Origin of the sequence: Hyphomonas atlantica corrig., assembly GCF_000682715.1 — a bacterium.
Taxonomy (GTDB): domain Bacteria; phylum Pseudomonadota; class Alphaproteobacteria; order Caulobacterales; family Hyphomonadaceae; genus Hyphomonas; species Hyphomonas atlantica.
On the sequence record NZ_AWFH01000001.1, the window covers coordinates 238,274 to 265,272 of the forward strand.

Annotated in this window: 25 protein-coding genes; 5 read left to right on the forward strand and 20 right to left on the reverse strand. The window is 61.0% G+C overall.

What is annotated here, in order from left to right; all coding sequences use genetic code 11:
• Positions 1–78 precede the first annotated feature (78 nt).
• The 6 genes from sucD to HY36_RS01200 form a co-directional block, all read right to left on the reverse strand.
• Complete coding sequence (gene sucD / locus HY36_RS01175; protein ID WP_035547183.1) at positions 79–981, reverse strand: succinate--CoA ligase subunit alpha; 903 nt, start codon at positions 979–981, stop codon at positions 79–81.
• A gap of 6 nt (positions 982–987) precedes the next feature.
• Positions 988–2,184, reverse strand: a complete 1,197-nt coding sequence (sucC, locus tag HY36_RS01180) for an ADP-forming succinate--CoA ligase subunit beta (protein ID WP_035547185.1) — start codon at positions 2,182–2,184, stop codon at positions 988–990.
• Positions 2,185–2,308: 124 nt separating this feature from the next.
• Entirely contained in the window at positions 2,309–3,559 is a 1,251-nt protein-coding gene (locus HY36_RS01185) for an MFS transporter (protein ID WP_035547186.1), read from the reverse strand.
• Positions 3,560–3,595: 36 nt separating this feature from the next.
• On the reverse strand, positions 3,596–4,768 hold the full coding sequence (locus HY36_RS01190; RefSeq protein WP_035547189.1) for an alkaline phosphatase D family protein: 1,173 nt from the start codon (positions 4,766–4,768) through the stop codon (positions 3,596–3,598).
• 75 nt (positions 4,769–4,843) lie between these two features.
• Positions 4,844–5,395, reverse strand: coding sequence for a DUF2306 domain-containing protein (locus HY36_RS01195; protein ID WP_241764109.1), 552 nt, complete (start codon positions 5,393–5,395; stop codon positions 4,844–4,846).
• Positions 5,396–5,419: 24 nt separating this feature from the next.
• Positions 5,420–5,842 (reverse strand): DUF2141 domain-containing protein, encoded by a 423-nt coding sequence (locus tag HY36_RS01200; RefSeq protein ID WP_035547192.1) that lies wholly within the window; start codon positions 5,840–5,842, stop codon positions 5,420–5,422.
• Positions 5,843–6,009: 167 nt separating this feature from the next.
• On the opposite strand from HY36_RS01200, the gene HY36_RS17525 reads away from it, so the two are divergent.
• Positions 6,010–6,750 carry a LytTR family DNA-binding domain-containing protein gene (locus tag HY36_RS17525; RefSeq protein ID WP_162175925.1) on the forward strand — a complete coding sequence of 247 codons (741 nt, stop codon included), beginning with the start codon at positions 6,010–6,012 and terminating at the stop codon, positions 6,748–6,750.
• Between the two features lie 16 nt (positions 6,751–6,766).
• Here the strand turns inward: HY36_RS17525 and HY36_RS18850 are convergent, their stop codons facing one another.
• From HY36_RS18850 to HY36_RS01225, 4 genes are all read right to left on the reverse strand, one after another.
• A complete protein-coding gene (locus tag HY36_RS18850) occupies positions 6,767–6,931 on the reverse strand; it encodes an HNH endonuclease (RefSeq protein ID WP_241764135.1) in 165 nt (54 codons plus the stop codon).
• Positions 6,932–7,017: 86 nt separating this feature from the next.
• The gene (folD, locus tag HY36_RS01215; RefSeq protein WP_035547199.1) at positions 7,018–7,905 is read right to left on the reverse strand and encodes a bifunctional methylenetetrahydrofolate dehydrogenase/methenyltetrahydrofolate cyclohydrolase FolD; all 888 of its coding nucleotides are present in this window, start codon (positions 7,903–7,905) and stop codon (positions 7,018–7,020) included.
• Positions 7,886–8,182 (reverse strand): DUF167 family protein, encoded by a 297-nt coding sequence (locus tag HY36_RS01220; protein WP_241764110.1) that lies wholly within the window; start codon positions 8,180–8,182, stop codon positions 7,886–7,888. Before HY36_RS01220 ends, folD begins: the two co-directional genes overlap by 20 nt.
• Positions 8,183–8,186: 4 nt before the next feature.
• Positions 8,187–8,480 (reverse strand): YggT family protein, encoded by a 294-nt coding sequence (locus tag HY36_RS01225; protein ID WP_035547204.1) that lies wholly within the window; start codon positions 8,478–8,480, stop codon positions 8,187–8,189.
• A 160-nt stretch (positions 8,481–8,640) separates the two neighbouring features.
• On the opposite strand from HY36_RS01225, the gene HY36_RS01230 reads away from it, so the two are divergent.
• The gene (locus HY36_RS01230) at positions 8,641–9,885 is read left to right on the forward strand and encodes an MFS transporter (protein WP_241764111.1); all 1,245 of its coding nucleotides are present in this window, start codon (positions 8,641–8,643) and stop codon (positions 9,883–9,885) included.
• On the opposite strand, the gene HY36_RS01235 is transcribed toward HY36_RS01230, so the two are convergent.
• The 6 genes from HY36_RS01235 to HY36_RS01260 form a co-directional block, all read right to left on the reverse strand.
• Positions 9,872–10,243 (reverse strand): VOC family protein, encoded by a 372-nt coding sequence (locus tag HY36_RS01235; RefSeq protein ID WP_035547207.1) that lies wholly within the window; start codon positions 10,241–10,243, stop codon positions 9,872–9,874. The genes HY36_RS01230 and HY36_RS01235 overlap by 14 nt on opposite strands.
• 73 nt (positions 10,244–10,316) lie before the next feature.
• Complete coding sequence (locus HY36_RS01240; protein WP_035547210.1) at positions 10,317–11,063, reverse strand: hypothetical protein; 747 nt, start codon at positions 11,061–11,063, stop codon at positions 10,317–10,319.
• 31 nt (positions 11,064–11,094) lie between these two features.
• Positions 11,095–11,871, reverse strand: coding sequence for an SDR family oxidoreductase (locus HY36_RS01245; protein ID WP_035547212.1), 777 nt, complete (start codon positions 11,869–11,871; stop codon positions 11,095–11,097).
• A 99-nt stretch (positions 11,872–11,970) separates the two neighbouring features.
• Positions 11,971–12,264 (reverse strand): 4a-hydroxytetrahydrobiopterin dehydratase, encoded by a 294-nt coding sequence (locus HY36_RS01250; protein ID WP_035547215.1) that lies wholly within the window; start codon positions 12,262–12,264, stop codon positions 11,971–11,973.
• A gap of 3 nt (positions 12,265–12,267) precedes the next feature.
• On the reverse strand, positions 12,268–12,852 hold the full coding sequence (locus HY36_RS01255) for a hypothetical protein (RefSeq protein ID WP_035547219.1): 585 nt from the start codon (positions 12,850–12,852) through the stop codon (positions 12,268–12,270).
• Entirely contained in the window at positions 12,839–13,489 is a 651-nt protein-coding gene (locus HY36_RS01260) for an HAD-IA family hydrolase (RefSeq protein WP_035547221.1), read from the reverse strand. Before HY36_RS01260 ends, HY36_RS01255 begins: the two co-directional genes overlap by 14 nt.
• A gap of 102 nt (positions 13,490–13,591) precedes the next feature.
• Between HY36_RS01260 and HY36_RS01265 the strand changes: the two genes are divergently transcribed.
• Positions 13,592–14,509, forward strand: coding sequence for an SDR family NAD(P)-dependent oxidoreductase (locus tag HY36_RS01265; RefSeq protein ID WP_035547224.1), 918 nt, complete (start codon positions 13,592–13,594; stop codon positions 14,507–14,509).
• Between the two features lie 12 nt (positions 14,510–14,521).
• On the forward strand, positions 14,522–16,075 hold the full coding sequence (locus HY36_RS01270; protein WP_051602376.1) for a mechanosensitive ion channel family protein: 1,554 nt from the start codon (positions 14,522–14,524) through the stop codon (positions 16,073–16,075).
• On the opposite strand, the gene mtgA is transcribed toward HY36_RS01270, so the two are convergent.
• The 3 genes from mtgA to HY36_RS01285 are packed head-to-tail and all read right to left on the reverse strand — an operon-like array spanning position 16,072 to position 18,896.
• On the reverse strand, positions 16,072–17,106 hold the full coding sequence (gene mtgA / locus HY36_RS18045) for a monofunctional biosynthetic peptidoglycan transglycosylase (protein WP_155841606.1): 1,035 nt from the start codon (positions 17,104–17,106) through the stop codon (positions 16,072–16,074). The two genes, HY36_RS01270 and mtgA, sit on opposite strands and share 4 nt — an antisense overlap.
• Positions 17,106–18,218 carry a tRNA epoxyqueuosine(34) reductase QueG gene (gene queG, locus HY36_RS01280; protein ID WP_035547227.1) on the reverse strand — a complete coding sequence of 371 codons (1,113 nt, stop codon included), beginning with the start codon at positions 18,216–18,218 and terminating at the stop codon, positions 17,106–17,108. Before queG ends, mtgA begins: the two co-directional genes overlap by 1 nt.
• A 3-nt stretch (positions 18,219–18,221) precedes the next feature.
• A complete protein-coding gene (locus HY36_RS01285) occupies positions 18,222–18,896 on the reverse strand; it encodes a glutathione S-transferase family protein (protein ID WP_035547230.1) in 675 nt (224 codons plus the stop codon).
• 125 nt (positions 18,897–19,021) lie between these two features.
• Between HY36_RS01285 and HY36_RS01290 the strand changes: the two genes are divergently transcribed.
• Positions 19,022–21,742 carry a M1 family metallopeptidase gene (locus HY36_RS01290; RefSeq protein WP_051602377.1) on the forward strand — a complete coding sequence of 907 codons (2,721 nt, stop codon included), beginning with the start codon at positions 19,022–19,024 and terminating at the stop codon, positions 21,740–21,742.
• A gap of 293 nt (positions 21,743–22,035) precedes the next feature.
• Here the strand turns inward: HY36_RS01290 and HY36_RS01295 are convergent, their stop codons facing one another.
• Positions 22,036–26,763, reverse strand: coding sequence for an NAD-glutamate dehydrogenase (locus tag HY36_RS01295; protein WP_035547233.1), 4,728 nt, complete (start codon positions 26,761–26,763; stop codon positions 22,036–22,038).
• Positions 26,764–26,999 lie beyond the last annotated feature (236 nt).

The window sequence follows — 26,999 nt, forward strand, 5'->3', positions numbered from 1 at the left end:
ACGGCCTGTGCGGGGACAGATGCTGGCCTCGCCAGACTGGCCCGGACGGGCCGTCCTGGCTGTATGTGTGCTTTCGGGCTAGCCCTTCAACACTTCGACCATGGTCGTCCCGAGACGCGCCGGTGACGGGGAGACACGAATACCTGCCTCTTCCATCGCCGCGATCTTGCTCTCGGCATCGCCCTGACCGCCTGACACGATAGCACCGGCATGGCCCATTGTGCGCCCTTTCGGTGCAGTCCGACCCGCAATAAAGCCAACCATCGGTTTTTTCCGGCCTTTCTTGGCCTCATCGATCAGGAATTGCGCAGCTTCTTCTTCGGCTGTGCCACCAATCTCGCCGATCATGATGATCGACTGGGTCTCGTCGTCGGACAGGAACATGTCCAGCACGTCGATGAATTCGGTGCCCTTGACCGGGTCGCCGCCGATACCGACAGCAGAGGTCTGGCCGAGGCCCGCCTGAGAGGTCTGGTACACGGCTTCATAGGTCAGCGTTCCGGAGCGGGAAACAACGCCGACTGAGCCCTTCTGGAAGATCTTGCCCGGCATGATGCCGATCTTGCACTGTTCCGGCGTCAGCAGGCCGGGGCAGTTCGGCCCGATCAGGCGGGAGCTGGACTTGTCCAGTTTTGCCTTCACGCGAACCATATCGAGAACTGGCACGCCTTCGGTGATGCAGACGATCAGCGGAATTTCCGCATCGATGGCCTCTTCAATGGCCGCAGCAGCGCCAGCTGGCGGCACGTAGATCACGGAGGCCGTTGCGCCTGTGGCTTCCTTGGCTTCACCCGCATTCGCGAAGATCGGCAGCTCGGCGCCATTGTCGGCAGCCCATTTCTGGCCAGCCTTCTTCGGGTGCGTACCGGCCACCATCTGGGTGCCGAAATATTCCAGCGCCTGATTGGTGTGGAAAGAGCCCGTATTGCCGGTCAGGCCCTGGACGATGACTTTGGTATTCTTGTCGATGAGAATGGACATGTTTCCTTAGGCCTCTTTAACAGCGGCAACAATTTTCTGGGCGGCGTCGTCGAGGTCATCGGCAGGGATGACGTTCAGGCCGGAATTCTTGATGATTTCCTTGCCCATCTCGACGTTCGTACCTTCAAGGCGAACAACCAGCGGCACAGCGAGGTTGGTTTCCTTCACCGCGGCGATCACGCCCTCGGCGATGACGTCACATTTCATGATGCCGCCGAAGATGTTCACGAGGATGCCCTTCACGTTCGGGTCCTTCATGATGATCTTGAAGGCCGCAGCAACTTTCTCGGCATTGGCGCCGCCGCCGACGTCACAGAAGTTTGCAGGCTCTTCACCGTACAGCTTGATGATGTCCATCGTCGCCATGGCGAGGCCAGCGCCGTTGACCATGCAGCCGATGGTGCCGTCGAGCGCGATGTATGCGAGATCCCACTCTGAAGCTTCGATCTCTTTCTCGTCTTCCTCGGTCGTGTCGCGCAGTTCAACGATGTCCGGGTGGCGGAACAGTGCGTTGCCGTCAAAGCTGACCTTGGCGTCGAGAACGCGAAGGTGGCCATTTTCCATCACGATCAGCGGATTGATCTCCAGCATGGCCATGTCCTTCTCGGTGAAGGCCTTGTAGAGGATCGGGAACAGTTTCATGCCGTCTTCGCGGGCTGCGCCGTCCAGCTTCAGCGCGTCGCACAGCTGCGCCGCATCCGCATCGGTCACGCCCGTGGTCGGGTCGATCGGAAGCGTCAGGATTTTCTCTGGCGTTTCGTGTGCAACTTCCTCGATGTCCATGCCGCCTTCAGTAGAGGCAACAAAGGCCGGACGGCCCGTGGCGCGATCAACGAGAAGGGACAGGTAGAGTTCGCGGTCAATGTCGGCGCCGTCTTCGATGTAGAGGCGGTTGACCTGCTTGCCTTCAGCGCTGGTCTGCGCGGTGACAAGGTGATGGCCGAGCATCGCCTTGGCGTGCTCCAGAACTTCCTCTTTCGAGAAGGCGAGGCGAACACCGCCCTTTTCGCCAGCAGCGTCTTCGATGAACTTGCCCTTGCCGCGACCACCTGCGTGGATTTGGGACTTCACAACCCAGAGCGGCCCCGGCAGCGTATCAACCGCCTTCTGCACGTCATCAAGAGAAAGAACGGGTACGCCTTCTGCCACTGGAGCGCCGAAAGATTTCAGCACGGCCTTGGCCTGGTATTCGTGTATGTTCATGGAAACTTGCCTTGTCTGCCCTGGCTTGCGGTAAGGGGCCAGCCTCTGCCAGCCCGTTTAATTTGTCCGGGCTATATAACAGGCTTGGCAGGCCCGTAAACCAGCTGAGTACTCAAGTCTGGACTCAGGCTTCTGGCTCGCGCTCCGCATTCCGGGGGTCGAGCTCCACGCTGGCCAGAGGTGTCGGCAGGATGGGGCTCCAGTCTTCCTGTTCGTGCTCCTCCGGCGCGGCCCGTGCGGAAACGCGCCAGACCATGACAAACGCCAGCAGGATCAGCAGCAGTCCGGACCATCCAAAGAGGCCCGTCGCGCCTGCAGTTCGCATGGCAACACCAGACAAAAGCGGCCCCATGATGGATCCGCCGGCCCAGATGAACAGTAGGCTGGACATGACTTGCGGGATCTTGTGCTTCGGGGTTCGGTCGATCGCATGCGCGACGCACAAGCCGTAGAAGGTCATGGCGCCGCCGCCCCAAACGACCAGTACCATCATCACGCCGGGCTCTCCGAAACTGCGGCCGAATATCGCGATCACCATTGCAGCAAGGCCCGAAATTCCACACAGGAGCGCGATTACAAGACGCCGTTCGATTCGGTCCGACAGCCGCCCAGCGGGCCATTGCACGACCAAGCCGCCGAACCAGACCGCTGCCAGGGCGATCGCGGCTGCCGCCGTCCCTCCCCCACCAATAGCGAAGCCTTCGAAATAGATCGGCAACAGGGCCAGCGTTCCCGTGTTCACCACGCCGGCCAGCGCCACACCGATCACAGCAGCGGGCGCAAGGCGATAGAGCCGCCCAAGCGGCATGGCCGTGCGGTCTCGCGTTTCGGGCTGCACCTGGCGCGTCAGGCATACGGGGACCAACGCCAGCGTCAGGAACAGCGCTGCCCAGCTATAGGCGCGGCTGTCCAGAGGCGAGAGCCCGGCCACGAAGAACGGGCCGATCATGAGAGAGAGCTTTGCGCCCGTATGGTAGATGCCCATCACATTTCCGCGCGACTTTTCCGGCACGGTCTGGCCCAGCCAGCTTTCGACGCTGGTAAACATGTAAGCAAACCCGACGCCCTGTACGATGCGTACGATGGCCCAGAAACCCGGCTCGTACCAAAGCGACAGCGCGATCGACCCCGCAGACGTCACCGCGGCGGCCGCCGCAAACAGGCGGATGTTTCCGAATGAGGCGAGCGCCGCCGGAGAGGTCCACGCCCCCAGCATGAAGCCCGCCGCGTAAAGCCCGGCAATGGCACCGATGTATTGCGGCGCCGTGCCGAGCGCCTCCAGCCCGAGCGGGGTGAGCATGCTCATGAGCCCGCCAGCAATCTGCAGGATCATCACTGCAAGGATGAGCGTAAAGACACTGCGGGTTTCGGACATGTTACAAGGCGGCCTTTCTGATGCCGCGTGGCATAGCTACCGGAATTTGGCCTTTGTTTGGCGAACCGTCTCGCCGGCCGCATTTTTTATCTCCAGCGCGACTTCGCCCTGAGCCCAGTCGATGCCGATGGCACCGTAATTCTCTGGCGGGAACCCTTCACCAATCTGCGTCGGGTCCATCTCGTCACTCGTTTCCGCAAACGACACGTTCATCGAGGACGCGGTCAGCTCATATGCCGGATAAGGCAGTGCCGTTTCGCTGCGATAAAGGAAAGATGTGTGGCGGTCGCCGGACACAAACACGACGCCATTGGCCTCTGTCTCGCCGATCAGATCGTAAAGGCGCTGCTGCTCAGCCGGCAAGCGTGACCAGGCCTCCCAGCCATGTGCCTCGGTCGGCAGCACCTGAATGGACGATACGATCAGGCGCAAATCGGCGGGCTTCTGAAGCTGGTTTTCCAGCCAGGTCCACTGGTCATTGCCCAGCATGTCCTGTTTGGGGTCAGTGGATGGCAGGTAACGCTCCTTGCCTTTGGCGCCATAGGCATCTGTTGGCGTCAACGCCGAGCGAAAGAAACGCGTATCCAGCATGATGATTTGCGTGCGCTGACCCTCCTGCCCGAAACTGCGCGCGTAATAGGTGCCCGGCCATGCGCCGACATCCTTGTTCTCAAGTCCCCAGAAGCGTTCATGAATGCGCTCTGCGAGACGGCGGAACGGGAACTCCCGCCCGGCATCGTTTGCGCCATAATCATGATCGTCCCATGCCACCATCATCGGGTGGGAGGCGCGTACCGCCTGGAAATCTTCCCGCGCGGCCAGTTCGGCAAAGCTCTCGCGCAGCTCGTCCAGATCGGCCTGATTGTTGGCATAGGCCATGCCATCCTTGTCGCCATACACATTGTCGCCGATCATCAGGAACAGGTCGGCTTCTTCCGAGGCGATCTGTTCAAGCGTGGCGGTCGGCCCGGCCTCTTCCTCATCATGGCAGGAGCCAACAAGAATTCGCGACAAGGCCGTGTCCTGTGCTGGAAGGGGCATTCCTTGCGGCGCGCGTGGATAGAACTCATCCGGCAAGGTTCGGTAATAAGCCTCCAGTGCATCTTCCGCACTGTCCGGCGCGCGCGTAATGCCGGGTATCGTGATCGGCCCCGGTGCCTGACATGCGGCGAGACCTGCAACAAGTACAGCACTGACAATACGTTTCATGAAAACCCCTCCAAGGCACCTCTACCTGTTTCTTGTGTAGCGGGCTTTGGAGGGGGCTGTAAGGGGTTATCCGGCTCAGGCAGCGAAGAATATGGACCACATCATCCGGCCCGGCAGGAAGGTGAAGAGGCCCGCCACCAACATGCCGCCGGTAAACATGCCCGTCATATGCTTGCGGTGGCGGGCGATGTCTTTCCGGCGCGCCGCCGCGATGCCCATCGGCAGGCCGATCAATGCCCAGGCTGACAGACCGTGGATCCAGCTGAACTGGTTCCCGTTCAGGCCTGTCAGGAAGAAAGAGCTGATCGCCGTGACCGCCATGGCCACCACCCATGTGTAACCGAGGCGCTTGTGCAGCCGCCTGCCCTTCACGCCCATCATCAGGGCCGTCCCGATGCCAAAGGCTGCGAGCGCCCCGCCAACATGAAGCTTCAGCACAAGAGAAGCCTCGACCAGCCGCGTCGCATCGAAGCGGAAACGGATCGGTGGATTGTCCGCACCGTTCAGGATCATCCAGCTGACAAGCGCATAGATCCCGAGCGCGACCAATATGATCGTGCGGTTGCTGATCCGCCCCGGCGAAAGACGGATCAGTTCGGAAGGCAGGGCTATGGAAGGGCTTTTCATGGCGTGTCGCTCCTCTCGTCCGGCCTAGCGCAGCGTGATGGTCTGGATCGCGCCATCCGCCGTCACGTCGAAGGCAGCGCTATCGAAGCTGGGCGGTCCGAAGCTGACCGGCGCGTCATTGGAAAAGCCATAGGGCTCGACCGGAATGCCATACTCGCCGAGCGCCAGTTCGCCATCGCCATCCACATCGTGGAACAGTTTCACGCCATAGCGGCCCGGCTCCAGATCACCGAACACAATCGTCGGGGCGGCATCCTCAACGGCCTGCTTCGCGCCCTGGTACGCCTCATGGCCAGCCCAGCCGTCTTCCGTGAACAGGGCGACAAACATCGTGCCCGTCGGGGCCGTGACGCCTTCGACCTTCACGGTCAGCTCGGCAGCCGAGGCGCTCGCCGGAAGCAGGGCAGCAACAGAAAGCAATGCGACAAGGGTGTGGTTGAGTTTCATTTCATCTCTCCTTAGGGTCTGGGGCGTCTCGCCCCGTTGCGGGTGATGAAAACAGGATGGAAAGCCCGGCCGGGGCACGCCACGCAGATTACGCGGACGGACTGGAATCCTTCGCCAAATACCGGCACATCCTTTCACGAAGCGCGAAATGCACGGGGTCATACGGGATGGCATCAGCCCTCAAGGACATCACACGGACACTTGGCATCGTCACCCTGCTCGCCGCCGGGTTCACATGGTTCGGCGTCTATGGCACCGGCGGCCCGGTCTGGCTGAGATTTGCCATGTGGTTCGTCACCATGATGGTTGGCGCGATCTCGTCTTTCTGGATTGTGCCATTCGTGTTCCACAGGCACCTGAAAACCGCCCATCCAGCCATCCGCATCCTGGCCGCGTCCATTCTGCTGGCCGTTCCGGTGACCCTGACGCTTGAAGTATTCCTCTTCCTGATCGGCGCGAACGCGGCCCTGCCCTACCTGCCGATTCAGTTTGCCTATGTCTGGGCGGTCTGCCTCGTCATGACGATCGGTGGCTTTCTCATGGATCGCGCCCGTCGTCTGGCAGAGCTGGAAGACGCTGAGCCGGAAGACCGCGTTGCCGGCTTTCTCCAGCGCCTGCCGGTGAAATATCGCGGCGCTGATCTCTGGGCGATCTCTTCAGAAGATCACTATCTTCGCGTCCATACGGACCGGGGCGAAGAGATGATCCTGATGCGCCTGGCCGACGCGATCCGCGAACTCGGCGAAGACAATGGGCTACAGACGCACCGCTCCTGGTGGGTGTCGCATCAGGGCGTCAGCGATGCGCGCCGCGCCAATGGCAAGCTGGTCCTTGTCCTGAAATCGGGCCGCGAAGTTCCCGTGTCGCGCACTTATCAGCCAGACGTCCGCGCCGCCGGGCTCGCTTAGCTCTGGCTGGGACGGCCTAAAGCGGCGCGGTACCACGTCTTTTGTTACAGCTCGCATGCGCAAGCTGGAGATTGTCGATCTCGTCCGACCCATGATGTGCGCGCGGAATGACGTGATCGAACGTCGGTCGCCACTTCTTCCACAACGTCGAATGATCCAGTTCTGCCCGGCTGCGCGGCATGGGCTTGCCGCACAAGGCGCATAGTCCATTCTGCCTCTCCCACAAGCGCCGGAATTGCGGCGTATCCGGTGGGGAGAAGGACTGGCTCACAGCCCTGCTGGAACGTCCCAGCCGCGGCGCGCGCAGGCGGCAAGCACCGTATTGCGCAGCAGGCAGGCAATCGTCATCGGCCCGACTCCGCCCGGCACTGGCGTAATGTATCCCGCAACTTCCGCACTGCCGGCATAATCGGCATCGCCGACCAGTTTGGTCTTGCCTTCGCCCTTCTCTGGGGCATCGACGCGGTTGATACCCACATCGATAATGGTGGCGCCGGGCTTGACCCAATCGGCCTTCACCATTTCCGGACGGCCCACAGCGGGCACCAGAATGTCCGCCTCACGGCACATCGCCGGCAGATCCCTCGTGCGGCTGTGCGCAATGGTGACCGTACAATTCTCTGCCAGGAACAATAGCGCCGCAGGCTTGCCTACCAGGATCGAGCGACCAATCACGACAACATGCTTGCCGGACAGATCCTCACCCAGCGCGCGCTTGGCCAGGATCACACATCCCGTCGGCGTACACGGGCGCAGGCCCGGCTTGCCCAGAACGAGCCGCCCGGCTGACACTTCTGTCAGACCATCCACATCCTTGTCCGGCGCAATCTTTTCAATCGCGGCATCAGCATCGAGCCCCTTCGGCAAGGGCAACTGCAGCAGGATACCATCGACGGTGTCATCTGCATTCAGCTCAGCGATCAGGTTTTCGACATCAGACTGGCTGGCCGTGTCCGGCAGGCGGTGATGCACCGACACCATGCCCACCTCTTCCGTCTGGCGAATCTTGTTGCGTACATAGACTTGGCTGGCCGGGTCTTCGCCCACCAGCACAACTGCCAGCGAAGGCTGGCCCGGCAACTGGCTCACTGCCTGTGTCACACTCGCGCGGACATCCGCCGCAACCGCTTTACCGTCAATTTTCTGCGCGCTCATTGCCCTGATCCCCGGCCAGTTTCGCCGCCAGTTCCGGCGGCCCATCAATGTCGAGGCCTTTTAGCCGGTTCTTCGCGCCCGTCACCACCCTGACCGCAGACTTTGGCAGGCCAAGCCATTTCGCGACCAGTTTCTCAACCGCCGCATTGGCCTTGCCGCCTTCCGGCACCGCGCGCACACGCACTTTCAGATAGGACCGCCCCGCAGCGTCCGTCTCCCAATTCTCCACCCGGTCCGCCGATGCATTCGGCTGCACGCGAACCGTCAGGTGATGCATCAAGTCAGAACGGCACCACGCCATAGCCATAGCGGGCGATGACGCGTTCGAGGAAGAAGATGATGAGCAACACGACCATTGGCGTCAGGTCCAGTCCGCCCATCGGCGGCAAGATGTTGCGGATCGGGCGGTAGACTGGCTCGGTGATGTTCTGAAGTCCGACCCAGATGCTGCGCACGGTTGGGTTCTGAATGCTCAGCACATTGAAACTGACGAGCCAGGACATCACCGCCTGAATGACGATGATGAAAGTGGCGATCCGCAGGATGATCATGACAAGGTCAAGAATGGCGGCCATGAGGCGACGCTCCGATAATTTCAGTTGTTGCCATCACTTAGGGTGATGCCCCTACTGTGCGCAAGGTGCTGTGTCTGGCTTTGCCAGTCAAAGCCGTTTTCCGTTTGGCAAGGCGGGCAAATACAAATAGATATATCAATTGTCAGGGGAGCCCGCCTAGATGACGCAATCGGAAACGCCGCTGTTACCTCTCAGCGGATTGCAAAAGGCGATGATCGGCATTGCCATGATCGCCATGGGCGCCGGCATGAGCATCAATTTTGTTGTCGTCGCCCCGCTCGCGCGCAAGGCAGGCCTGACGGAAATCGAAGTGGCTGGCATTCTCACCCTGTCGGCCGCCATTTACGCCCTGATGATCCCGACCTGGGGGCGCTGGGCGGACCGGTTTGGCCGCAAACGCGTGATGATTTTCTCATTGGCGGCAATGGGCATGACAAACATGTTGTTCGTCTTCGCGCTGAACGCCGCCCTGGCGGGAATCATCACCGGCCTGACAGCTTTCCTGACCCTCGTCTTTGTGCGCCTCTGGTTCGGGCTGCTGTCTCCCGGCCTGCAGCCTGCCGCGATGGCCGCCATGACAGATGCAACCACGTCGATTGATCGCGCAGGCGGGCTGGGCATGCTGGGCGCCTGCATCAGCATCGGCTCCATTCTCGGACCAGCTGGCGCCACGGCGCTCGCGCCGTTTGGGGCCCTGATGCCGATCTGGGGAACAATTGCGCTGAACCTTGCGGTGGCAGCCATGCTGGCAGTGGCCCTGCCGCCAACTCGCAAGCGGCCCAAATCCGCCAAACGCCCGACACCGCTTGCGATGCGAGACCCACGCGTCTTCCCGCACCTCGTCTTCCTGTTCAGCTATTTCGTCGCCATCGGCATCGTGCAGCAGACCCTCAGCTGGTTCATTGAGGACCGCTATAAATTCGTGGACACAGCAACCCGCAGCGCTGACGAAGCCATCGTCCTGCATACCGGGATTGCCTTTGCCTGTTTCGCGGCAGGTATGATCACGGTCCAGTTCGGCTATGTTCAGCCGCGCAAGCCCGATCCGCGCAAAATCCTGCCCATCGGATTGGCCATTGTGGCGCTCGGCTATGTCTGCGCGGACCTGGTGTTTCCATTCTGGGCCGTTGCGGCCAGCTTCTTGGCAGTTGGTGGCGGCGCAGCACTGGCAGTGCCTGCCGCCAACGCCTTGGGCAGCTTGTCGGTCACGCGCGAAGAACAGGGCTCTGCCGCTGCACTCCTGGCCGCGGCGCCGCCAGCGGGGTTCATCTTCGGCCCCCTGATCGGGGCAATACTGTACTCATTCATGCCGGAACTCCCGCTATACGTGTCAGCGGCGCTGATCGGGTCATTGGCCGTCTACGCGCTGTTGGTGACGTCGAAACGTCCCGTCACACCATCGTGAAGGCATTCAGCTTGTTGCCATCCGGATCCCGGAAATAGGCCGCATAGAAACCATCATCCCCGCGCGGGCCGGGCGCACCTTCATCCACACCGCCATTGGCGAGCGCGATCTCGTAAAGCCTGCGAACCTGGTCTGCATCTTTCGCCTGCAGGGCCACCATCGAGCCATTGCCAATCGTGGCGGGCTGGCCATCAAACGGCAATGTTGCCGCCACGCCCGGTGCGCCGCCCTGCTCGCCCCAGGCGATAAACGTATCGAATTCCATCATCCGCCCCACGCCCAGCTCAGCTGCAATCGGGTCGTAGAATTTCGCGGCGCGTGTGAGGTCCGCGACCCCAAGAGTTACATAACCAATCATCTGCCTCTCCCATCTCAAGAACAGGAAAAGAACATAACGTGAACTTTTAGGGACAGCAATGGTGTTTCCGTGTTTACCTCAAGAATTTTCCGCGACAGGCGGACTCGGCATTGCGCGGCGTGCCGAAGGAGACCCCGTCAAATGACAATTCATCGCCAGATACCTGCGCCGCCCCCTCCAGCACGACATCCTCCGGCGTCTGGTTGCCAGATTCGATCTCGAAGGAAACCGCGCCCGTGTCGGCATCGTAGGTGTAGCTGCCCCAGTAATCTTTGTACGCCTCAAAGGGCGTCCAGGTGACGGAGAAGTCTCCGCTACCGGTAAAGACCAGTTCCTGCACCGCGCTGCCCGGTGCGCAGGAACCGCCGTCCTGTCGCCACCGCCCGACAAGGGGATTGTCCGCCGCGCGGTACACATCAACCAGGCCAATCAGGCCATGCCCGTTATATGTCGCGGTCAGATGTATCCGCGTGCCCGCCTCTGCGCCTTCCGCGATTTCAGCGAGCGCCAGGCCGTTATCCGTCCGCGTGAGGATGACCGCGCCGTCTGGATGGGCGCTGACATCATCCACACAGCCCGCTGGCAAGGGATTGAAGCCGCCCGGCATATCCGTCCAGTAAGGTGACAGGCCAATTTTCTGGCCCGGCTCGGCAGACACCGGCGACATCCAGAAGAAATAGGCTGCCTCGCCCGCATCCGGACAGGCCTCCCCGCTCAGTGTGGCCTGTGCCGGATCCATCTCTGTAATGGCGACGCCGTCGTCACTCTGACACCCAGCCAAGGCAACCATCATGCCCGCGCACAACAATTTCAGCTTCATCCGGAATTACCCCTCATTTCCGGAGACCAGCCTACATTGCCGAAATGCCGCCATCCACCTTCAATTCAATCCCTGTGACGAGTTTGGACTCATCCGATGCGAGATAGAGCACGGCATAGGCGATATCGTCCGGCTCCCCCACCTTGCCGAGCGGGATCTGGCGGCCGAGCTTGGCGAGGGCTTCTTCCTCACCGAACATTTCCTTGGTGCGGTCCAGGATTGGCGTGTTGATGAAGACCGGATGCACGGAATTACACCGGATCTGGCCGCCAGTCGACTTGGCGCAATGCAGCGCGATGGATTTGGAGATGTGGCGCACCGCCGCCTTCGCCGTGTTGTAGGAAACATAGTTCCCGCTGGCGATGATTCCGGCAATCGACGAGATATTGATGATCGAGCCGAGGCCGTGATCGCGCATCATCGGGATTGCGTATTTGCAGCCGAGAAAGATCGAATCCACGTCAACGGTCTGGACGTGTTTGAAGGTCTCATAGTCCTCATCCTCAACCGAGCCGAGCGAACCGATACCGGCATTGTTGACCAGCACGTTGAGGCCGCCCATCGCGTCATAGGCGCCTTTCAGGACTTCCTGCCAGCGGTCGCCATCGGTGACGTCATGCTGGTAGGCGAAGGCCGTGCCTGCGCCATGTTCTTCATTGATGGAGGCCGCGACGGCTTCGGCGCCAGCGCCATTGATATCGGTCACGGTGACCTTGGCGCCCTCTCGCGCGAACATGCGGGCCGTGGCCTCGCCAAGCCCCTGCGCGCCGCCCGTGATGAATGCTTTCTTTCCGTCTACCCGGCCCATGCTGATCTCCTCCGCAGTGTCTGATTTGGCATATCCGTATCAGCGCACTCGAAACCGGACCAGCTTGACCTTGCGGGAAGCGATCATCCCGCCATTCGGTCAGACAAGTTTCGCGACCAGTTCATCCATGAACCGGGCCAGTTCGACGTCCTTTTCAGACACACCGTCCACATCATGCGTCGTCAGCGTGACCTCGATCTTGTTGTAGACGTTGAACCATTCGGGATGGTGGTCCATCTGCTCGGCCTTCAGCGCCACGGCGGACATGAAGCCCCACGCCGTCTTGAAGTCGCCCAGCTTGTAGGTTTTCTGGATCGTGTCGCGGTCTTCGTCGCCCTTGGTCCATCCACTCAGTTTCGCGAGCGCGGCCTCTGCGCCAATCTTGCCTGACATGTCCTAGTCCTCCTCGGTTTCGCCCATGACGAAATAGACCCAGCGCCCATTGCCGGCGATCGCCGTGCGCATGCCGGGATAGCCTTCGCCCTGGCGTATCCGTTCAATCCCCTCTTCGCCGATCAGTTCCATCAGCCGGCGGCGATCCTGGAAGGACAGCTTTTCCGGAATCAGGTCGCTGGCATCCCGCGCGGCAAGATCCGGCCAGACGAACCAGACCTCGCCATCAATCTCGCGCATGCCGGGCGGCAGGTCGAACAGCTCTCTCAGGCTGCGATTCGGATCGGCCCCGATGCGGCGCATCAGATCCCAGTATTGGCGGTGCGGGGTGCCTCCCAGATTGGAGACGAACCCGTCATTTGCGTTCGCCACACGCGACAGACGCGACAGTGACCCGGCCCTGGCGTGCGACAGCAATTCATCGCGCGTCTTTTCGGCTTCTTCTGTCAGCACAACAGGTTTCGGCGCCTGCGGGGCCTGGGTCAGCGACTGGTCCGGCACTGGCGGGCGCTCAGGTTCGGCCGCAGGTGAGCAGGCGACAAGCAAGGCCGCCCCCACCGCCGCAAGAAGTGCGCTAGGCCAGTTCATATCCCGTAACGGCCTGAAGGTCTGACAGCAATTGGTCTTCATTGAGCACCTTGATCGTTGTCATGCCCATGTCGCGGGCGGGTTTCAGATTATGCCCCAGATCATCAAGATAGACACAATCCGCCGGGTCAACATCCAAGGCCTCGCACATCAGGGAATAGATGCGCGGGTCCGGCTTGCGGATGCCGAGCTTGGAACTCTCGATCACATGATCGAACATGTCGAACACTTTGGAAACTTCGCGGGCCTTGGCCTCGTCATTGGTCATCGAGGCCCCCTTCCCGACGGGCGCATTATTGGTAATGCAGCCAACCTTGCCTTTCGTCTTGCACACGGTCAGCGCATTGACGACACGCGGGCGCAGCGAGCCGGACAGCAGGGCCAGCACTTCGCCGCCGGGCACTTCATGCCCCATCGCCTTCGATTCCTCGCGGAACATGCCGTCGAATTCCTCGGCGCTGACCAGGCTCTGCTCCAGCTTGGCCCAGGCATTGTCCAGCGGGTTGGTCGCGTTGACGGTGCGGATGAAATCCTTTGGCAGGCCACGCTCGGCCTCGTAGCGGGTAAAGGCATCGAAGGGAGAGGTCGTGAACACGCCCCCGAAATCCCAGATCACGGCTTTGAATGTCTTTGTCATGCCAGCACCTGTAACCGCCCCGGCGACGATTTCAAACCTTGAACATTGCGGGCCGGGTTCTAGGGTGGCGGCGATTGCAACACATAAAGGGAGTTTCGTCTGATGGGCGTACTGGAAGGCAAAGTGGTCCTGGTGACCGGAGGCGGCAACGGGATCGGCAAGGAGACCGCCCTACTGGCGGCGCGCGAAGGCGCAAAAGTGGTCGTGAACGATCTGGGCGGCAGCCTGACCGGCGCCGATGAAGGCAGTGCCGGCCCGGCTGAAACCGTGGCACAGGAAATCCGCGCAGCCGGTGGTGAGGCCGTCTCAAACTCCGAAAGTGTCACCGACATGAAAGCCGTGGAAGGCATGATCGAACAAGCCAAGGACGAGTTCGGCGATCTGCATTCCATCATCAACCCGGCCGGTATCCTGCGGGACGGCATGTTCCACAAGATGAGCGAAGATGACTGGGACAGCGTGATCGACGTGCACCTGCGCGGCACGTTCAACGTCACCCGCGCGGCCATCGAAATGTTTCGCGAACGCGAGGATGGCAACTTTGTCCTGTTCACCTCCACATCCGGCCTGATCGGCAATATCGGCCAGGCAAACTATGCCGCCGCCAAGATGGGCATTGTCGGCCTGTCGCGCATCATCGCGATGGAAGGCGCACGCAAGAATGTCCGCTCCAACGTCATCGCACCCTTCGCATGGACCCGCATGATTGCCTCCATCCCGGTCAAGGATGAAGCAGGCGCAGAGCGCGTCGAGCGCATGAAGAATGGCATGCGCGCTGACCAGGTTGCCCAGCTGGCCGTGGCCCTGTGCGCCGACAAGGCCAAGGACACATCCGGCCAGATCTTTGCCGTGCGCGGCAATGAGGTCGTGCTGTTCGACCAGCCCCGTCCGGTCAAGTCTCTGGCCCGTCTGGAAGGCTGGACACCGGAAAGCCTGCTCGACCAGGCCCTGCCAGCCATGAAGGCCAACTTCTTCGACATGGGCGCGTCTGCCAGCGTCTTCCCATACGATCCGGTCTAGGCAGATACACGCTTGGCGGAAAACGGCGTCACCTACCAGAAATGCATCACGGGCAGTGATGGGGAAACCTATTGCCGCCCGGTTGATGCGACCGAGGCCACAGGCCAGCCCGCTCAGCAGGCGGATGAAATCCTTCCCCCGGTAGAAGACCTCGTCAATCCGCTCATCAAATGGCTGGAGCCAGCCCGCCCGTTTATTGACGATCCGGCGGGCTGGCTCTCGTCAAAAGCCCAACAGCCCGAATTCCTCTATCCGATCCTCATACAGATCGCCTGTATCATCGTGGCGCTGGCGCTCGGCGCCCTGTTGACCCCACCCTTCAAACGACTGATCACGGTTACGCTGCGCCGCTTCGTCGAGCCACCCCGCCGCGAAGGGCTCGACATATTGCACAAGGCTGTGCGGCCTGCGCTCTGGTCGCTCCTGCTGGCGCTCGCCGTCTCGCTACTGGGTTCGGTAGACCATGCCGTCATCCTTGTCCGGACAGCCCTGTCTCTCGCCATCGCCTGGCTGGTTATTCGGGTCAGTCTCAGTTTCCTTCCGGAAGAATTGCGCGGGCTCGCCTCAGTCCTGACCTGGGCGTTCGCCATCTTCTTCGCGCTCGGCGTGCTGCCGGACGTGATGGACTGGCTGTCCAGCATCGGCCCATCCTTCGGGAACCGCCGGATCAGCCCGGTCTTCATCTTCCAGGCTATCCTGACCGCCGCGGTGTTGTTATTCATCGCCAACCGCGCGGCAAAATCCATGAAGCGCCGGGTCAACCACCTGCCCAAGGTCGAGCCGTCGATCCGCATCCTGATCGGGAATGCGATCCAGATCGTGTTCATCGTCGCCGCCGCCCTGCTCACCCTGGCCGGGCTGGGCATCCCGCTCGGCGCGCTGACCGTTATCTCCGGTGCCATCGGCCTCGGTTTTGCCTTTGGTATGCAGAAGGTGATCTCGAACTTCGTGTCCGGCATCGTTCTCCTGTCCGAACGCTCCATCAAGCCCCAGGACGTGATCGAGGTCGGCGAGACGTTCGGCGTGGTCGAGTCACTTGGCCTGCGCTACACCTCGATCACGACGCAGGAAGGCAAGGAATTCCTGATCCCGAACGAAAAGCTGATGACCGACACGGTGATCAATTGGAGCTTTTCCAACAAGCGCGTGCGCGTGCACAAGGAATTGCGCATCGACTACACGTCCGATCTGGAAGAAGCGATCAACATCGTGATCGACGCCGCCAAGGCGACAGAACGCGTCATCAGCTGGCCACAGCCAGTATGTCTCGTGAAGGACTTCACGGACGAATGCATCGTACTGGAAGTGCGCTTCTGGATCATCGATCCGGAAAACGGCACCGCGAATGTCGGCTCGAACATATTGCGCGAAGTCTGGAAACGATTCACCGAAAACGGCATGTCGGTGCCGCTCCGCCGCAAGGAACTCTTCATCGAACCGGAGTCGGCACTAAAGGTCGAGATATCGAGACCCAAACGCGCACAGGCCGCGACAAAAACCGACACGCCGCAACAGTTGGCGACAGATGGCGACACGGACGCGACAGACGCGCCAGAGACTGACTAGTCCTGCGGCGTATTCTCGACAGGCATGTCCTCAACAGGCTCCAGCGGTCGTGGCCGCAGGTCGGTCGGCCCGCCATCCTGCGCCTCTGACTGGCTGGCCTCGGCTTCAGGCTCCAGCGGCTCAGGTTCTTCCTCCACGACCTGCGGCTGACCGGCTGCTTCGCCAAAGCGCTCCTGTGCGCCCTCAAGGAAGGCATCGAACTCATCCTCTGCAGGCGCCGTTTCGGGCTGTTCCAGTTCTGTCGCTTCAGGTCCGCTCTCTGGCTCTGCCGGCAGATCCGGCAAGGGTTCCGGCTTAGGCACGGTCTGTCCCGGTTGCGGCTGTGGTCGCGCCGGTGGACGCGCGCCGCCAAGCACGCAGGCTGCCAGCCCTTGGCTTTGCACAACACGCATTCTGGCCTGCAGCGTACCAGCGCGCTTGCTGACATAGGGCCCCGGCGGATCAACACGCCATCTGTTCGGGCTCGGAAGGACAGCTGCCAGCAAGGCCGCTTCGCGTTCGGTCAGGTCCGCGGCAGACTTTCCGAAGCGCGCCTGCGCAGCGGCTTCGGCGCCGAACAGGCCATCGCCCCATTCGGCAACGTTCAGATAGGCTTCCATCACCCGTTCCTTGCCCCAGAACTGGTCGATGAAAATCCCCATCCACATATCGCCCAGTTTGCGGGGCACACCGCCGCCATTCCAGAGAAACACGTTCTTGGCTGTCTGCTGCGTGATGGTTGAAGCGCCGCGTGTGCCCTTGCCCTGACGACGCTCTTCCAGCGCCTTCTCGATGGCTTGCCTGTCAATGCCATTGTGCTCGCAGAAGCGCGTATCCTCCGCGGCGATTACAGCCCGCACCAGATGGGGCGAAATCTCTGCCAGCGGCACGGCGTCACGGCGTACATCCTCCCCCTCCACCGCACGCTGCATCATCAGCACCGTGCCGGGAATCGGCAGCCAGATCAGCGCAAGTGCATAAAGGTGAAACGCCACAAACAGGCCCGCCAGAATGCGCACCGCCCATGTCAGGAACGTCCAGAAACCGCTCATTACCCTGTCATCCATTCCGCCAGAACGCTCGGATCGGTTTCCGGCTCCATCCGGGCGGCTTTTTCCTTGGCAAATCGGGCACCATCAAGGCGGGCGAGCGCCCACACTGCCATGCCGCGCACAACTGGCGCGGGATCGTCCAGCAAAGGCAGGAGGCTGGCGATCAGGCCAGGGTCTCCGGAATTTCCGATCGCGATACAGACATTCCTTACAAACCGGTCCCGCCCGATCCGCTTGATGGGAGAACCGGAAAACACTTCGCGAAACCCGGCATCGTCCAGCGCCGCCAATTCATCCAGGCCCGGCGCCTTCAGCTCGGCCCGCGCATGGAAAGCGCTCTCCTTCGCGGTCTCAGCAAACTTGTTCCACGGGCAGATCGCCAGGCAGTCGTCACAGCCATAGATGCGGTTGCCCATTGCGGCGCGAAATTCTTCCGGGATCGGTCCCGCATGCTCAATCGTCAGGTAGGATATGCACCGCCGCGCATCGAGTTTGTACGGTGCCGGAAAGGCATTGGTCGGGCAGATTTCCTGGCACAATCGGCAGGAGCCGCAATGATCCGGCTCGGGTGTATCCGGCTCCAGCTCTGCGGCAGTCAACATCACGCCCAGAAAGAACCATGAGCCCAGCTCGCGGCTGACAAGATTGGTGTGCTTGCCCTGCCAGCCAAGCCCGGCCTTGTGTGCCAGCGGCTTTTCCATCAACGGCGCGGTATCCACGAACACCTTCACCTCGGCGCCGGTTTCCGCCACGAAGTCCCGCGCCAGCTGTTTCAGGCGTTTCTTCAGCGTGTCGTGATAATCTCGTCCCCGCGCATAGACGGAGATGTTGCCGAGTGTCGTGTTCTGTAGCGTGTCGAGCGGATCATGATCCGGCCCATAGTTCAGGGCGACGACGACAGCAGATTTTGCATCTGGCCACATGGCAGTGGGTGCCTTGCGCCGGGCAAGCGTCGTCTCCATCCATTCCATGCTGCCATGATGGCCAGCGTCCACGAAGGCTTCGAGCCTCTCCCCTGCCTGCCAAGGTTCGTCCGCGCGCGCGATCGCCACGCCATCGAACCCAAGCGACCGGGCGAGGTGCTTGACGCGGATGTGGAGGGGATCGGGCAAGGTCTAGAAATCCAAATTGGTATAATGGGACACCGGCCTGACGGCCTGCAACCGGTCGGCCAGCAGGGGCCGGAAACTGGGCCGCGATTTCATGCGGGCATACCAGTCCTTCAACTCCGGCACGGCATTCCACTCGACATCGCCAAAATAGTCATAGGCCGACAAGTGGGCCGCTGCAGCCAGATCTGCCAGCGACAATTCACGACAGGCAAGATAGCCGTTCAATTCAAGCAGACCATTCAGGAAAGTCAGCCGCCCGCGAAGTGCATGGGCGCCTCGACGCAATCGTGCAGAATCGGGCTGGCGGTCCCGCTTTACCCATTGCATCACGCGCTCTGTCAGCAGCGTGTCTGTCACCTCTTCGCAGGCCGCCTCGACCCAGGCCCACAGCCTGCGGGCTTCGGCGCGCGCCGCCGGGTCCTGCGGCAACAAGGCCCGGCCTTGTGAGGTCTCCTCCAGATGCTCACAGATCGCCCGCGTGCCGCAGGCAAACATGCGCGGTTCGCTATCAATCTCTACCAGTGCGGGGGCAACAGCCCCATGCGCGAGACGCGGCACATCCGGATGCGGCGCCCAGCTGGGCGATTCCAACGTCTCGAATCCCTCCCCCTTCTCGCCCAAAGCGAGGCGCACAAGCCTTCCGGCAGGATCAAGGGGCCAGTGGTAGAGCCGTTTCATGCATTCAACTTCTCATGGGATCACTGAAAAGGGTGTTAAATTCCAGCTGCTTTGAACCGCTTTTGCCTTTGCGCCAGCTATGGTTTTTATCTTCCAACTGTTTCATCCACTACAGGATCCTATCGATGAATTCTCTTCGATTCCGCGCAGCACTTGCTGGCGCTGTTTCCATTCTTGCACTCCAGGCGTGCGGCAACGCGGCCTCTGAACCCGGCAACGCGCCCGCTGGGCAAGACGCACCCATCGTGACCGAAGTGCCCCCGGCGGGCCAGCTGCCAACGGGTGTAACCCCGCTCGCCTATCGCCTTGATCTCAAGACCGATCCGGACGCCGACAGTTTTGGCGGCCTGGTGGAAATCGATGTCGATCTGTCTGCTCCACATGGTCGGATCTGGCTTCATTCGGTGGATCAGGACATTCTGGACGCGCGCGCCGTCTTGCCGGACGGTACCAGTGTTCCGGCCACCTTCACCGGCGACCAGGCACCGGGCGGGGTTTCGCGGCTGGATTTCGATACGCCCCTGCCCGCCGGACCGGCGACGCTCGAACTCAGCTATATCGCCCCTTACAATTTCGGCCTTGCCGGTCTCTACAAGGCCGTCCAGTCCGACACGGATTATCTGGCCACTCAGATGGAGGCGATTGATGCGCGCCGCATGGTGCCCTCATTCGATGAACCCCGCTTCAAGACGCCTTGGACGGTCACCGTAACCGCGCCAGCGGGAATGCAGGTGATTGCGAATGGCGAGGAGATCAATGCAAAGCCAGCTGAGGATGGCTGGGTGCGCCATGAATTTGCCAAGACCCGTCCGATCCAGTCCTATCTGGTAGCGCTTGCCGTCGGACCATATGAAGAGCGCATTGCGGCAGATATTCCCGCCACAGCCCTGCGCGCAGAGCCGATCCCGCTCCGCGGATTTGCCGCCATCGGCAAGCGCGACAAGCTGGCCGAGTCGCTCGACATTACGGATGAAATGCTGCTGTGGCAGGAATCCTATTTCGACTATCCGTACCCCTATGGAAAACTGGACCTGATCGCTGCACCCGAATTCGCCTATGGGGCCATGGAGAATGCCGGGGCAATCATCTATCGCGAAGCTGCGCTGCTGATGGACGAGCAGACCAGCCTTGCGCGGCGTCGCGGCGTACTGACAACACATGCGCATGAGCTGGGCCATCAATGGTTTGGCAATCTCGTCACGCCGAAATGGTGGAACGACATCTGGCTGAACGAAGCCTTTGCGACCTGGATCAGCTACAAGACCATGCATGCCGTCGACCCGGATGGCGAATGGAACCTCAGCCCAATCCTCGCCGGCCTTTCCGCAATGGGCTCCGACAGCCTGGTCGCCGCCCGCCAGATCCGCAATCCGATCAACGCCAATGGTGATATTCTGGATGCATTTGATGCCATCACCTATCGCAAGGGTGGCAGTGTGCTGAACATGTTCGAGACCTATCTTGGCGAGGAAGACTTCCGCGCTGGCATCCGGCTGCACATGAAGCGGTTCGAAGATGGCGTCGCTGACGCGGATGACTTCATGCAGAGCATTGCCGACGGATCCGGCCAGCCGGAGATTGTCTCCTCCTTTACCAGCTATATCAGCCAGCCAGGCATTCCGTCGCTGGATGTCGCCGTATCGTGCCCTGCGCCGGATGCGGGTCTGATCACGATCACGCAGAAACGATGTGCACCGCTCGGCTCTGACATTGATCCGGATGCACAGGTCTGGGAAATCCCGTTTGCCGCGCGCATCAACGGCCCGACCGGCGATCGCACCATACGCCAGATGCTGAAGGACCGCGTGACGGAAATTCCACTGGATGGCGGATGCGCCGACTGGGTCATGCCGAATGCGGACGGCACTGGATACTGGCGTTTCGACACGGGCAGCGACAACCTCAATGCGCTGATCGACGCCTATGACGGCCTGTCCGATGGCGAGCAGATCCTGTTTGCAGATGCCCTGGAGTCCGGCTTCCGCGCCGGACGGATCAGTATAGAAGACCTCAAGCGCGGCATTGAGGCCACGACGAGCGGTCATCCCCGCGCCGTATCTGAGGCTACCGGCGTCATCCCAACTCTGGACCGGCTGCTTGATGAAACCGGACAGGAGAATTTGAGAACGTGGGTTCAGGCGACCTATGGACCGCTGGCGGAATATCTGGAATCCTACCCGGCGACAGCGCTGTCGCAACAGGAAGTGCTTCTGCGCGACAAGATCTATAGCCTGCTTCTGGAATATGGTGACCGCCCCGAAGATCGCAGCGCATTGCTGGACCGCGCACAGCGTTATATCGGCGCCAATGGCATACCGGACCAGTCTGCCCTGCCCCCGGAGGATCTGGGCATTGCCATGAAGATCGGCGCGGAAGATGGTGGACCGGCCTTCTATGATGCCGCGACCGCATATCTGCCCTCCGTCACCAACCAGACTGAACGGCGCACACTATTGGCGGCGCTGGCCAATCGCGGTGATGAATCAATGGTCGAAGACCTGTTCGCCGAAAGCCTGAAAGGTTCGTATTCGGCCGATGAAGTCTTTGCGGTCGTCAGCAGTGCGCTCTCGAATGACACAGCCAAGGACCGTGCGTGGGAGATCTTCATGGCGGAGTTCGGCGCCATCGTGGCGCGGATGCCCGAGATTCGCAAACCCCAGCTTGCTGGCATGACGGGCTATGTGTGCAGCGTTCAGAAATCGAGTGACATTGCGGCCTTCTTTGAAACGAAAGGCGCCCTGATCCCCGGCTATGAACGCTCGCTGGCTCAGGGTGTAGAGCGGGCCCAATTGTGCAGCGCGCTCAAAACCCAGAAGGCGTTGGATGTAAAGAACGCTTTCCAATAGGAAACTTGCAGAAAGGCCCGCCAATGCGGGCCTTTTTCATGATCGAATTCATCTGAGCGGGCTGTCATGTAGTCTTGGTCTTGTCGCGCCCTAGCCATAGGGGCGTGGCGGTCCGGCCGGGACGGTGACGTCGTTTTGGCCAGCGGATGGAAGGCGGCCCACTGCGCAGGGGTCTACTCTCCTATCCACCCTCCTGTTTTGTCCCTGCCTGAGGCGTCGCCTCCCATCCGCAAGGACCACTCACCCAGAAGAACCGGAAGGGAACTCTCCCTATCCGGATTTCCGTGCGAGACCTAGTGGCGCATGAACTGGCGCAGCGCATCGACCGCTAGCACGAACCGCGCGAACGCCCAGTTGCGATCCTTGCCCAGCGTATGCAACTCCTCCAGCAGGGCGCGGCGCGCCCCGTCCCGCTCATCCAGCCAGGCCTGCGCGCCGTTTTCAGACAGCGCCTTCTCGGTGGCATCCGCCTGCATGCGAACCAGTTCGTTCAGCAGGCGACGCCCGGCGACACGGTCCCAATAATCCGCATGCAACAGATTGTCCCGTGCCATCGCCCGCAGGCGATCGATGCGAAGCTGGTCGCCAACCATGTAAAATGCCTTGCCGGCCTCTGGCACTTCGACCTGCATTTTTCCGGCAAGGTCTACCACGAGCAGGCCCTGCGCAAACTGCCCCATCGCTGACGCCCAGCGCGACAATTCCTCTGACACGCCCCGCTTCATCAGGCCCCGCGCTTCGCGTTCGATCCGCGCCGCCGGGAATGGCGAATGGATATGGCTGAGCGCCGCCTTGAACTCGTTCAGCGGTGCCTCGGTGCGCTGCACCGCTTCGCCCACGCGAAGGTCCGGATGGGTCTCGATAAACCAGAGTGCTGCATCGACCATCGCACTCGCTGCATGCAGGCGCAGATCGGTCTGCACTTCGGCCGGCACGATATTGTCGAGCTGGTCGACCTCGCGCTGGAAACCGTCAAAATTCAGCACGGCCCGCGCCGCTTCCAGCCCGCGCGCAACTTGCGCATTGTCACTGCCCGTCACTTCCCGCAAGCGCAGCAGCGCCACCGGCCCTGCCATGTCCAGCATGCGATTGGCGATGATGGTGGCGATGATCTCCCGCTTCAGCCGGTGATTGGTCATCGCCTTCGTGTAGGTGTTGATCGGGCTCGGGAAATAGTTCGTCAGAAGATCATTGAAATATGGATCGTCCGGGATATCAGAGGCCACAATATCATCGAACAGCGTGATCTTCGACCAGGCCAGCAGAACGGCCAGCTCTGGCCGAGTAAGTGGCTGGCCGCGTTCAGCGCGCACCTTCATCTCGCCGGTTTCCGGCAGGGTTTCCAGCGCCCGGTTCAGCACGCCTCGATTCTCCAGATACTCCATCAGGCGCTCCAGCGCGTCATGGTCTTCCTTCGCGGTGGCTTCCGCCAGTGTCAGGGCGAAGGTCTGGGTGTAGTTGTGGCGCAGGACAAGTGCCGCAACCTCATCGGTCATGTCGGCGAGCAACTCGTTGCGCTTGTCGGCCTGCAGATCGCCTTCGCGAATGGCTTCGGCCGCCAGGATCTTGATGTTGACCTCATGGTCTGACGAATCGACGCCCGCAGAATTGTCGATCGCATCGGTGTTGATATGCCCGCCGCGCAGGGCGAACTCGATCCTGCCAGCCTGGGTGACGCCGAGATTGGCCCCTTCCCCGATAACTTTCACTTTCAGCTCATCCGCATTCACACGGATTGCATCATTCGCCCGGTCGCCCGCCATTGCGTGGCTCTCATGCGCGGCCTTCACATAGGTGCCGATGCCGCCGAACCAGAGCAGGTCAGCCGGGGCCTTCAGCAAGGCGTGGATCAGTTCATCGGGCGTGACCGCATCCTTGGACAGGCCAGTCAGCGCCTTGATCTGGTCATTCAGCGTGATGGACTTTGCGGACCGGTCAAATATGCCGCCGCCTTCGGACAGGATGCCCTTGTTATAGTCTGCCCAGCTGGACTGGGGCTTGTCGAACAAGCGCTGGCGTTCGGCCAAATTCTTGCCGGCATCGACCGGGTCCGGATCGATAAAGATGTGCATGTGGTTGAATGCGGCGACGAGACGGATTTCCGGAGACAGCAGCATGCCATTCCCGAATACATCCCCGCTCATATCGCCCACGCCGATCACGGTGAAAGGTTCGGCTTGAATGTCCGTACCCAGCTCGCGGAAATGGCGCTTGACGGCTTCCCAGCCGCCCCGCGCGGTAATTCCCATTTTCTTGTGGTCGTAGCCCGCAGAGCCGCCGGACGCAAAAGCGTCGCCCAGCCAATGCCCCATTTCTTCACTGATGGCATTTGCCGTATCCGAGAAGGTTGCCGTGCCCTTGTCGGCCGCGACAACGAGATACGGATCCTCCCCGTCCCAGACGATCGTATCAGCGGGGTGTGACACCTCCCCTTCCACCAGATTATCCGTGATCCCCAGAAGCGCGCGGATGAACTCCTTATAGGCATCACGGCCGGCTTCGAACCAGGCATTTCGGTCTGAACGATCCGGCAATTGCTTCGGCAGGAAACCACCCTTGGACCCAACCGGTACGATCACCGCGTTCTTCACCTGTTGGGCCTTCACAAGGCCAAGCACTTCCGTGCGATAGTCCGACGCACGATCCGACCAGCGCAAGCCGCCCCGCGCTACAGCGCCGAAGCGCAAATGCACGCCTTCGACCTGCGGGCTGGACATGTAGATTTCCCGGAACGGCTTCGGTTCCGGCAAATCCTCCAGCTCGCGGCTGGCGATCTTCAGGCTGACAAAGCTATACGGCTCACCCTCACTGTTTGTCTGATAGAAATTCGTGCGTTGCACCGCGAGGATCAGATCGGCCAGACGGCGTAGCACCTGATCGTCTGCCAGCGCGGAAACGTCGCGCAGCGACATTTCGATTTCCTCGCGCACTTTCTCCGCAGCGTGAGAACGTTCTGCCAGTGACATCTCCCGCGCAGGATCGAACCGTGTCGCGAACAAATCCAGCAATTGCCGCGCAATGCCCGGATATGTGGAAAGCGCCGTCTCCTGAACATATTGAGGCTGTTCCATACCACTCTGGCGGCGATAGCCGGCAAGCGCACGGATCAGGGCCGCGTCACGCCAACTCGCCCCGGCGCAGAGGACCAGCTTGTTGAATCCATCATTTTCGGCGCGCCCGCTCCAAACCGCCACAAATGTATCTTCCAGTGTGGTCCGGATATCGTTCAGATCGATATAGGCACCATTCGACGTGCACATGACCACGTCGTGCACCCAGTAGGTTTCCGGCGCATCCTCCGCAGGGCGCTCCGTCGGGCGCACCGGGAAGCCTGTTTCGAAATCGACGAAGAATCCCATTTTCTCGAAGATCGGCACACAGGCTGATAGCGGAATGGATCCATTGCGAGAATAAATCTTTACGCGGATCTTGTCTGCGCCATCGCGCTCCATTCGATAGGCTCGCGCGAGGATCGGGTGCGCGGCCGATAGATTTGCCATTGCGGCGACATCGCGCATGGCCTCATCCGGGCCGAATGCCTCGCGATAGGCTGCGTTGAACGCCCCAATGAACGCCCGCGCGTTCTCCTGATGGGCACGTTCGAGGTCAGATTGCACAAGCGCCGAACGGAACCCCTGCTCCCATGTCCGCGCGATCTCAACGATGCGTTTTTCCAATGCCGCAAGATCCGGCAACGGATGGCCCTGATCCAACCAGATTTCAAAATGAACCCGCACAAGCGTCTCGGAATCGAAGTAAGGTCGGAAACGCGTGACCCGTCCCTTGTACGCCGTCACCAATTCTTGGGTGATACGCTGGCGCATTGTGGTGTCATAGGCTTCACGTGGCACGTAGACGATGGCCGTGACAAAGCGGTCGAACTGGTCCTGCCGCACGAACAGCCGCGTGCGCGGACGACCAATCAGGTGCAGCGCGCCGACAATGATCGGATGCAGGATCTTCGAGGAAGTCTGGAACAACTCATCCCGCGGCCAGGTTTCCAGTAGATTGGTAAGCGCCTTCTCCGTATGCCCGCCCGGCGTCGCCCCGGCAGCTTCCAGAATGGCGGCAATACGACGACGGATCAACGGAATGGACCGCGCGGTCTCGTCATAGGCTTCCGCCGTGAACAGGCCCAGGAAGCGCACTTCACCGTTCACGCGACCTTCAGCGTCATATTTCTTGACGCCCACATAGTCGCACGCAACCCGACGGTGGACGAGGCTGACCAGCGTCGATTTCGCGACAAGGATCGGATAGGGCTCCGACAGGTGCGCACCAATCTCTGGCGTCAGGATCAGAGGCTCGGCCTCACGCGACAGGACGTTCAGCTCCCCATCGCGCAGGACGCCGAGATTCGACCCTTCGACCATGATGGGCTCTTCCGGCAGCACGTGCCCCTCGGCATCAGTCTCGAAATCGTACTCGCGACAGCCGAGAAAAACGAAATGCTCCCGCGACAACCATTTCAGGAAGGCCACCGCCTCATCGCGGTCCATGTCCTTCAGGTGGCTCACACCTTCCAGCCGGGCGATCTCCTGCTGCATACGTGCGCGCATTGGCTCGAAATCGGCTACAGCGACCGCGTTATGGGCCAGCGCTTCCCGCACCCCCTGCTTGAGGCGCTCTGCCTCCAAATGCGTCAGGATCGGCAGGTGGACCTGAATGATCGATATGCTGCGACCGTCCTGCAGCTTCACAATCGGGTGAAACAGCGCAGCAACCTCAAAGCCCTGCGCGCCGCATTCGCCGAGGACGGAGTCCACCAGGAAGGGCATGTCAGGGCTGACCGTCTCCAGAATGGTGCGAGACAGCGAATTGCCCTCAGCGCCCTCAGCTTCCAGCAGGACCCGCACATCCTGATCGCCAGCGGCAACCTCCACGGCCCAATCCCAGTGCCGACGCGCGAGGGATTTTAAATCCTCCTGCGTCAGGCCCGTTAAATCTTCATGCCCCGATTCACGGTGAATTTGGTCAAATACCTGCTCGATTGGCTCAGATGAGGCAGGAATTTCTGTCATGTGGATTGCTCGCGAAATAGCTTAACCGAGCTTCCCATCTAGACCGCGCCGCATCCCGGCACAACTCATTGCCGCAAATGAATTTCCCCTGCGTCACAGGTTGAAGGTGGCGGTTGATTTTACTGGGTCCAGAATAAATCGGACCCGCCGAACGGGGACGTGTCCGGCGGGTCCTACAGGCCGATTCCGCAGGCTGGGTGGGGGGACGCACGCGGAGGGCCTGATCTCGTTAATTT

What these genes read in the sequence shown, in the direction of transcription:
- folD (WP_035547199.1), bottom strand. Translation starts at nt 7,905, where the DNA reads ATGAGCGCGCAGAAAATTGACGGTAAAGCGGTTGCGGCGGATGTCCGC.
- HY36_RS01185 (WP_035547186.1), bottom strand. Translation starts at nt 3,559, where the DNA reads ATGTCCGAAACCCGCAGTGTCTTTACGCTCATCCTTGCAGTGATGATC.
- HY36_RS01220 (WP_241764110.1), bottom strand. Translation starts at nt 8,182, where the DNA reads ATGCATCACCTGACGGTTCGCGTGCAGCCGAATGCATCGGCGGACCGG.
- HY36_RS01225 (WP_035547204.1), bottom strand. Translation starts at nt 8,480, where the DNA reads ATGGCCGCCATTCTTGACCTTGTCATGATCATCCTGCGGATCGCCACT.
- HY36_RS01195 (WP_241764109.1), bottom strand. Translation starts at nt 5,395, where the DNA reads ATGAAAAGCCCTTCCATAGCCCTGCCTTCCGAACTGATCCGTCTTTCG.
- sucC (WP_035547185.1), bottom strand. Translation starts at nt 2,184, where the DNA reads ATGAACATACACGAATACCAGGCCAAGGCCGTGCTGAAATCTTTCGGC.
- HY36_RS01190 (WP_035547189.1), bottom strand. Translation starts at nt 4,768, where the DNA reads ATGAAACGTATTGTCAGTGCTGTACTTGTTGCAGGTCTCGCCGCATGT.
- HY36_RS01230 (WP_241764111.1), top strand. Translation starts at nt 8,641, where the DNA reads ATGACGCAATCGGAAACGCCGCTGTTACCTCTCAGCGGATTGCAAAAG.
- HY36_RS01290 (WP_051602377.1), top strand. Translation starts at nt 19,022, where the DNA reads ATGAATTCTCTTCGATTCCGCGCAGCACTTGCTGGCGCTGTTTCCATT.
- HY36_RS17525 (WP_162175925.1), top strand. Translation starts at nt 6,010, where the DNA reads ATGGCATCAGCCCTCAAGGACATCACACGGACACTTGGCATCGTCACC.
- HY36_RS01265 (WP_035547224.1), top strand. Translation starts at nt 13,592, where the DNA reads ATGGGCGTACTGGAAGGCAAAGTGGTCCTGGTGACCGGAGGCGGCAAC.
- HY36_RS18850 (WP_241764135.1), bottom strand. Translation starts at nt 6,931, where the DNA reads ATGCCGCGCAGCCGGGCAGAACTGGATCATTCGACGTTGTGGAAGAAG.
- HY36_RS01255 (WP_035547219.1), bottom strand. Translation starts at nt 12,852, where the DNA reads ATGAACTGGCCTAGCGCACTTCTTGCGGCGGTGGGGGCGGCCTTGCTT.
- HY36_RS01245 (WP_035547212.1), bottom strand. Translation starts at nt 11,871, where the DNA reads ATGGGCCGGGTAGACGGAAAGAAAGCATTCATCACGGGCGGCGCGCAG.
- HY36_RS01295 (WP_035547233.1), bottom strand. Translation starts at nt 26,763, where the DNA reads ATGACAGAAATTCCTGCCTCATCTGAGCCAATCGAGCAGGTATTTGAC.
- HY36_RS01240 (WP_035547210.1), bottom strand. Translation starts at nt 11,063, where the DNA reads ATGAAGCTGAAATTGTTGTGCGCGGGCATGATGGTTGCCTTGGCTGGG.
- HY36_RS01260 (WP_035547221.1), bottom strand. Translation starts at nt 13,489, where the DNA reads ATGACAAAGACATTCAAAGCCGTGATCTGGGATTTCGGGGGCGTGTTC.
- HY36_RS01235 (WP_035547207.1), bottom strand. Translation starts at nt 10,243, where the DNA reads ATGATTGGTTATGTAACTCTTGGGGTCGCGGACCTCACACGCGCCGCG.
- mtgA (WP_155841606.1), bottom strand. Translation starts at nt 17,106, where the DNA reads ATGAGCGGTTTCTGGACGTTCCTGACATGGGCGGTGCGCATTCTGGCG.
- sucD (WP_035547183.1), bottom strand. Translation starts at nt 981, where the DNA reads ATGTCCATTCTCATCGACAAGAATACCAAAGTCATCGTCCAGGGCCTG.
- HY36_RS01285 (WP_035547230.1), bottom strand. Translation starts at nt 18,896, where the DNA reads ATGAAACGGCTCTACCACTGGCCCCTTGATCCTGCCGGAAGGCTTGTG.
- HY36_RS01250 (WP_035547215.1), bottom strand. Translation starts at nt 12,264, where the DNA reads ATGTCAGGCAAGATTGGCGCAGAGGCCGCGCTCGCGAAACTGAGTGGA.
- HY36_RS01200 (WP_035547192.1), bottom strand. Translation starts at nt 5,842, where the DNA reads ATGAAACTCAACCACACCCTTGTCGCATTGCTTTCTGTTGCTGCCCTG.